Here is a 7,511-nt window from a genome sequence, read left to right as displayed (position 1 = left end):
ACATCTAATTTAGGTAATAATATGCTGTAGGCAAAAAAATAAGACCTTATTATGACACTTATTGTTGGAATTGACAGCTTTTTTGCTGATTCTTTTTTCGGTTTATATCGTTCAAGCAGAATATAATCGCGATTTTGTCAGTAATAGCTTTATTTATAATTATATCCTCGCGCAAGGGCTGCTGATACTTGCCAGCTTATATGCGACGTATCTAATTCTTAAGCGCTATCAAATCGCTCCACTAACTAAACCCAGCCTCATCATCATGAGTATCGTGATTATTTTAGGCATATTATCTATATATGTCTCTGGCTTATTAGCCACCAGCTTGGTGATTGCCATTGCTTTTGCCAATAGCCAGCGCGTGCTGTTAGGGCTTGGCATAGTTGCATTGGTCAGCTATATTTTTTGGTATTACTATCAGCTTGATACGTCTTTATTAATAAAATCCAGCTCTATGCTCATCATTGGATTGGTGGTTTTGCTGCTGCGTGAGTTATTAAAACGCCTCAGCGCCCCTAAGGCGGCAGTGTTATGAAACACTCTACTATGCATACTTTGCCGTGGTGGCGACAACGCGCAATAATCATAACCATAGCAATATTAGGCTTGCTCGCTGTGCTAATCACTGTAAATGCCAATATTATAAAGTATGAAAACCACCTAATGAAAGGCGCTACGGTACTGTTAGAGCTTGCTCCCGTTGACCCGCGTGGCTTTATGCAAGGCGATTATATGGCACTCAGTTATGCGTTAGAGCGTGACATTATTGCTGCTATAGAGCCGGAAAATTTAGAGCCATCATCTAACTTAGAAGCTAATTTAGAAGCAAATCCAAATTCAGATGCTAACGATTTTGAGTCAGAGCAGACTATCACTCAGCCAAAAGATGGCTATGTGATTGTCAAAGTCGATGCCCATAAGGTCGGGCATTTTGTGCGCTTAGCGGATAGTAATAGTCGTGCCGGTTTGGCTACCAACGAGCTGCCGATTTATTACCGTATTCGTGATAACAGAGTGCGCCTTGCAACCAATGCGTTCTTTTTTCAAGAAGGTCATGCCAAGTCTTTTGAAACGGCAAAATATGGCTTATTTCGGATAAATGATAAAGGCGCGCCATTATTAACTGAGATGGTCAATGAGAATTTTCAGATGATTAAAGGTAAAGCTGACCCTACCGATACACTCAATCCTTAAGAGTAATGTATACATAAATTGAAAGCGATTATGCCTATAAACTTTAGATTTGCTTAACCAAACTGATATTGCGCGTGTCGTATCTGAGTTGTTATGGTTGATTGTCAGCTTTACCTATCTATGCACCCATTCATTTAAAAACGATTAAAGTAGAAAACACTTAAGGAATTACTATGCGTAGCGCAACTTACGATCATTTTGGCAAACCTACTGACGTCCTTAGCCTCGGCGAGCGTCCTACTCCAGAACCCAAAGCAAATGAAGTACGGGTCAAAACGATTTTAGCCTCGATTCATAATCACGACTTGCTCACCATTCGCGGTAAATATGGCTTTAAACCTGAAATGCCTGCTATCGGTGGTAGTGAAGCCGTTGGTATCATTGATGCCGTTGGTAGCGATGTAAAAAATTTAAAAGTCGGTCAACGTGTCGCCGCAGCCAGTGTGCAAGCGACGTGGGCAGAGTATTTCGTTGCGCCTGAGCACATGGTATTTCCTGTACCGGATAGCTTAGACGATGAAATGGCAGCACAACTGATTGCGATGCCGCTCAGCGCGTTAATGTTGCTTGAATTCCTTGAGACGGAAAATGGTCAATGGGTCATCCATAATGCGGCAAATGGCGCAGTTGGTAAATCTCTCGCTATGCTTGCAGCAGCACGTGGCGTAAAAACGATTAATCTAGTACGTAGTGAAGATGCGCTAGAAGAGCTAGAAGCACTCGATATTAAAAACAGTATCAATACCGAAAACGAAGATTGGAAAGACCAAGTAAAATCACTCCTTGGTGACGAGCAAATTAGTGCTGCCGTCGATTCTGTCGGCGGTGAAGACAGTGGTGCTTTATTATCACTGCTTGGTCATGGCGGCGTATTTGCGGTATTTGGCGCTATGTCAGGTAAGCCGATGATGCTAAATCCGACGGATATGATATTTAAACAAGCTGTATTAAAAGGCTTTTGGGGTAGTAAAATCAGCCAAGAAATGAGCGTTAAGAATAAACAGCGCTTGGTCGACGAATTAATTGATCGCGCGGTAAGTGGTCAGTTAAAACTGCCCACGGAAGCGACCTTTGATTTAGCAGATATCTTAAAAGCGGTTGATGGGAAAATGCAGGCTGAGAAGAAAGGTAAGGTGTTGTTGAAGCCTTAGGTTAATGAATTAATCCATTTTATGTTTATTACACTAGCAGATAAAAAAGCAACTTGGCAGCGCGTAGCTACGGATATGAAGTTGCCTAATCTAGAGAATTATGGTGAAGAGATTACCTTAGAGCAAACGCCTGAATACTTAGAGCGCTTTATGGCGAGTAAAACAGTTGGGCGTTATGTAGTGAATGTGAAGGGTTAAGTTTAGAATTAGAAATGAGGTTTTATTAGTAGCGGCAGTATTCCTATTTGGGGTACTGCTTTTTTTATCAGCAAAGTTGTACTATAAATAGCTAAATAGCGATAGCCCAGCGTATTTTCACTTTTTTTCGTCCTGCTTAATACTTTCTAATAATATTGAAGCCAATATTGAATTACAGATACTATTGAAGTCTGGCTGAAAATTAATAAAGCATGCACCAACTAAAACCTTACTTGATAACCCAACGAACCTGAATTCCATATTAGAATATTTCAAGCTATTGCTTATTTTGTCCTTTAAAATAGTTATAATATATATATAGTTAATTATAAATACTTGATAATAGCTTAAACTTAATTTCTCTAAAGAACGTTGACTGTTTTCAGATAAATCATTGAAATCATCTACAGATGATACTTCATCACTTATCCTTTCATCTATCTTTTTAACTTCAGCTAAAAAATCTTCTGTTATCCCATGTTTTTTATCGTAGTCTTGTGTCCACAATTTGTCATTTGGAAAGTTTTCAAGTCTAGATATTGCTTTAAAAGATTCAAGGTTGCGTAACGAATCAAACTGCTTAACTATACCAGCATATTCTGAAAGAGTTGATTCAGGAATGATTCTAGATGTTTGCAGCTCCCTCACAAGATTAGAAAACTCACTTCCATTAAATGTCTTGCCAGCTGTATTGAGCGCATCTCTCAATGGTTCTAGCGACTTTCTGAATCGACTGAATGATGCCATCGCATCTTTATATGCATTATCTCTACCCATACCTTTCATAGTACTTTCTGCCGCAAGCATGACATTATTGTTCGCACTCAAACCTCCTGTGATATGAAGAAAGTTATCTTGCAAAGCTGTGACTTCTTGAGATTTAAGCTGTACATGGCTTGCTAAGACACTTGAGGTTACAAGATTGTTAGAAACTAAGTCTGACTGTTGAAAAGCTTTTCTCGCAATCTCTCCTATACTCACAGCTGAATTAAGATGTTCATACTGGCTTGCTATTCCCAGTAGACTGTTTGATTTTTCAAGATGATAAGATAATGGGTTCGTTTGACTCTTAAACTTATCAAATACTTCATTCATTTCTAACATTGATGGTAGTTTGTATTCTTTTTTAGATTCTTCATCCACTTTTAAATTCCTTTTACTAAACAGTTTTTAGTAGTTAGTGCTAGCTTCAAAGATAGCATAATAGTTAATAAAGTATGATATTAACCTTTACCTATTTTTCACTCCTTTAGATGGCAAAAAACACCCAACCATGTTGAGTGTTTTTTGCCATCTAAAGACTAAGTAAAGAATTATTCCCACTCAATCGTCGCAGGTGGTTTGCTCGACACATCATAAGTCACCTGCTGCACATCTTTGATCGTATTCATAATGCAATTACTCATAGTCTCAATCACCCATACATAGTGGTGACCATCACGAACCAAACTGGTGATCACTGAATTCTTCACCAGTTAATAAGCACAATGATTACTCTTCTATTCTTTCGTCTTCCATTCGCAGGTTTCTACAGATGCGTTGCGCTGCCATACCCAAGGCTTCTGTGAACGTCGGAAAGGCCAGTTCTAAATTAGCTATCTCGTTAATTTTCATACCTGTAGCCAAACAAGTGGCCGCCACCTGAATCACCTCGGCAGAGTAAGAACCGAGTACATGCGCGCCCAGTAGTTCTTGAGTCTCTTTATCGATGATAATCTTACAGAACCCATCGGTACGTCCATCCATAACGGCACGGGGTAGATTTTCATAATCGATAATTTCAACGATGCACTCATGTTCTTCTTCGGCTTGGGCTTGGGTCATGCCTACAGAAGCATATTCTGGCTCCGTAAAACTTCCCGTTGCGATAGCTCGCGGGGCGTATATCTCGGCGGTATCCGATACGGCATTTTGCGCGGCAACTCGGGCTTGATGGGCGGCACTTTGGACAAACATACTGACGCCGTTTGCATCTCCGGCAACGTACACACCCTCTACGTTGGTTTGCAAGTAGTCATCTACTTCGATGTAGGGGCCATTTACTTTAATGTCTGTAGCCTCTAAATTCAGCCCATCCAAATCCGCTGGCCAACCCACCATCAAGAACACCGCATCGGTCATCAGTGAGTCTACTTGATCATTATGCTTATAGGTCACTTTTAGCTGACCATTTTCCTTAGCGATTGATTCACACCCTGTACTGGTAAGGATATTCATACCGCGTGATTTAAAGGCCTCTTCAAGCTTACGCGATATATCAACATCGCTTGGTGGGGTCAAGCGGTCAGCAAATTCAATGATATCAACCTGCGCGCCAAAATCAATGAGGATTGAGGCGAGCTGGCAACCCGTTGCAGAGCCACCGACCACAGTCACCCTTTCTGGCAATTCTGTCATTGACCATAGGTCATGGAAAGACAATGCTAATTCATTGCCCGGAATAGATAGTTTTTTGGGCTTACCACCGACAGTTAAAATGATTTTATCGGCACTAAACTGGCGTCCATCAGCAATCTCTACCGTCTTATTGTTCACAAAATGCGCAGGCCCTACTTCATCTATCACCTTAATACCTTGCTGCTTAACCACTTCTGTCAGGTGCCATATCTTATTAGCGTGAGCCGCAACACTATTGGCATTCTCGATGGCGGCTTTAAAATCGACGGATGGCACATCGCCTTGTAGTCCAAATTGAGAGTAGAGCGTCGCGTCAGTGCGCAGACGGGCCGCGCGAGCAAGCGTTCGCACAGGCGCAGGGCCTTCATTAAAGGCAGTACCACCTAACTTATTGGCTTCAAGTAGGATTACTTTTGCACCAAGTTCTTGCGCACGTAGGGCTGCTTGCACACCCGCTGGGCCGCCACCGACTACGAGGACTGTTTTATTATTTTCTGACTTGTTATTTTGTTTCATATTTTTTCCAGTTTTATTCCGAAGGATATAACTCAGTTTACTAAGTAAAACATAAAATAAATTTGATTATTGCGCCATTTATGACCGTTTCTGTTAGTGTATGTTCGATGTGATGTGGTTACGGTAACTCAGCCAGATATGGTCTTACGATACCAGGAATACCACCGGTTTTAGTCGCATCATGAATAAGTAGACAAGATAATAGCGACAAGCAAGATTGGCTCTAAAATATCAAAACCAAAAAAAACACCCAATAAATTGAGTGTTTTTTTATTTTAGCTAGAAACTAAGTAGAGAATTATTCCCACTCAATTGTCGCTGGTGGCTTGCTCGACACATCATAAGTCACGCGTGATACTTCAGCGATTTCATTCATAATGCGGTTTGATACGGTCTCAATCAAATCATACGGCAGATGCGCAAAGCGCGCGGTCATAAAGTCTACAGTTTCAACGGCACGTAGCGCAATCACCCACGCATAACGGCGACCATCACCAACTACGCCGACCGATTTAATCGGTTGGAATACCGCAAATGCTTGCGCAGTCTTCTCATACCAGCCTGATTTTTCTAACTCTTCCATAAATATCGCATCAGCTGCACGTAGGATATCAGCAAACTCTTTGGTTACTTCACCTAAGATACGTACGCCCAAACCCGGTCCTGGGAACGGATGACGGTTGATCATCTTCGCAGGAAGACCTAAAGTAATACCCAATTTACGCACTTCATCTTTAAACAAATCACGTAACGGCTCAACCAATTCAAACGCCAAATCATCTGGCAAACCGCCAACATTATGATGGCTCTTAATCACGTGCGCTTTACCTTGATGCGACTTCGCAGATTCAATCACGTCTGGATAAATCGTACCTTGCGCTAAGAATTCGATGACTTTACCATCGCTTTGCTCGCTGATTTCACGGGCGCTATTGGCAAAGACGTCGATAAAGGTTTTACCAATGATTTTACGCTTAGCCTCAGGATCAGACTCGCCAGCCAATGCGGTTAAGAATAATTCTTCAGCATCAACACGGATGACTTTTACGCCCATATTTTCTGCGAAGATTTGCATCACTTGATCGCCTTCGTGCAGACGCAAGAGACCCGTATCAACAAATACACACGTTAACTGATCGCCAATCGCTTTATGCAATAATGCTGCGACGACTGAGCTATCTACACCACCTGACAGACCTAGCAATACTTGCTTGTCACCGATTTGCTTTTTCAGCTGTTCGATACGCATATCGATGATGTTGTCAGGCGTCCAGCTACCGGCGCAGTCACAGATTTGATGGACAAAACGACCTAATAATGCAGAACCTTGGGCGGTATGCGTCACTTCAGGATGGAACTGAAGACCGTAATAATGGCGCGAATCGTCTGCCATAATAGCAATCGGGCAGCTTGGGGTGCTGGCAACAATATCAAAGCCTTCTGGTGCATCGACCACTTTATCGCCATGACTCATCCAGACATTTAGCTTACCAGCAGCGTCTTCGATGCCATTTATTAATTCAGATTTACCGTCGATATTGATCGTCGATGCGCCAAACTCATGGATATCACTGGCGTGAACTTTACCACCGAAGCGCTCTGCCATTGCTTGCATACCGTAGCAAATACCTAATACAGGCACGCCTAAGTCAAATACGGCGTCATTGATGCGTGGGCTGTTTTCCGCGTGGACGCTCTCAGGACCACCGGATAAGATGATACCTTTGGCGCCAAAATCAGTGATGCGTTGAGTATCGATATCAAACGGGAACATCTCACAGAATACGCCTGAATCGCGTACGCGGCGGGCGATAAGCTGGCTGTACTGCGAGCCAAAATCGAGAATTAAGATGCGATCTTCTTTAATAGTAGGTGTGCTTGTATTTGAGGCGGCAACGGTTGTCATAAAGTAGTGTCCATCAAGAAATAAATTGGTACGCTATTTTAACAAGTTTAGGGAGGGCGATGGTTATTAGATGCTGAATTATTATCAGTTATTTGGTTCAGGGCTAAATATGATAGAAATTTAATCCTTAATAAAAGGTTATAAAA

Annotated in this window: 7 protein-coding genes and 1 pseudogene; 4 read left to right on the top strand and 4 right to left on the bottom strand. The window is 41.9% G+C overall.

What is annotated here, in order from left to right; all coding sequences use genetic code 11:
• Positions 1–82 precede the first annotated feature (82 nt).
• From AAEY78_RS11285 to AAEY78_RS11270, 4 genes are all read left to right on the top strand, one after another.
• Entirely contained in the window at positions 83–538 is a 456-nt protein-coding gene (locus AAEY78_RS11285) for a DUF4401 domain-containing protein (protein ID WP_352339440.1), read from the top strand.
• The gene (locus AAEY78_RS11280) at positions 535–1,197 is read left to right on the top strand and encodes a GDYXXLXY domain-containing protein (RefSeq protein ID WP_352339439.1); all 663 of its coding nucleotides are present in this window, start codon (positions 535–537) and stop codon (positions 1,195–1,197) included. Before AAEY78_RS11285 ends, AAEY78_RS11280 begins: the two co-directional genes overlap by 4 nt.
• Positions 1,198–1,370: 173 nt before the next feature.
• Complete coding sequence (locus AAEY78_RS11275; RefSeq protein ID WP_352339438.1) at positions 1,371–2,348, top strand: zinc-binding dehydrogenase; 978 nt, start codon at positions 1,371–1,373, stop codon at positions 2,346–2,348.
• Between the two features lie 21 nt (positions 2,349–2,369).
• On the top strand, positions 2,370–2,546 hold the full coding sequence (locus tag AAEY78_RS11270; protein WP_352339437.1) for a hypothetical protein: 177 nt from the start codon (positions 2,370–2,372) through the stop codon (positions 2,544–2,546).
• 117 nt (positions 2,547–2,663) lie between these two features.
• Here AAEY78_RS11270 and AAEY78_RS11265 read toward each other — a convergent pair whose 3' ends face one another.
• The 4 genes and pseudogenes from AAEY78_RS11265 to guaA all read right to left on the bottom strand — a co-directional run bounded on the left by AAEY78_RS11265 (position 2,664) and on the right by guaA (position 7,365).
• A complete protein-coding gene (locus AAEY78_RS11265) occupies positions 2,664–3,689 on the bottom strand; it encodes a hypothetical protein (RefSeq protein WP_352339436.1) in 1,026 nt (341 codons plus the stop codon).
• A 170-nt stretch (positions 3,690–3,859) separates the two neighbouring features.
• Positions 3,860–3,994 (bottom strand): annotated as a pseudogene (locus AAEY78_RS11260) (GMP synthase (glutamine-hydrolyzing)); the annotation flags it as partial.
• Positions 3,995–4,037: 43 nt separating this feature from the next.
• Positions 4,038–5,459: a dihydrolipoyl dehydrogenase family protein gene (locus AAEY78_RS11255; RefSeq protein ID WP_352339435.1), complete on the bottom strand. Its 1,422-nt coding sequence runs from the start codon at positions 5,457–5,459 to the stop codon at positions 4,038–4,040.
• 298 nt (positions 5,460–5,757) lie between these two features.
• The gene (gene guaA, locus AAEY78_RS11250) at positions 5,758–7,365 is read right to left on the bottom strand and encodes a glutamine-hydrolyzing GMP synthase (RefSeq protein WP_352339434.1); all 1,608 of its coding nucleotides are present in this window, start codon (positions 7,363–7,365) and stop codon (positions 5,758–5,760) included.
• Between the last annotated feature and the right edge of the window lie 146 nt (positions 7,366–7,511).

This window comes from Psychrobacter sp. 16-MNA-CIBAN-0192 (assembly GCF_040309565.1).
Classification (GTDB): Bacteria; Pseudomonadota; Gammaproteobacteria; order Pseudomonadales; family Moraxellaceae; genus Psychrobacter.
The sequence above is the reverse complement of the archived record's forward strand: the minus strand, read 5'-3'. Positions and strand labels throughout refer to the sequence as shown.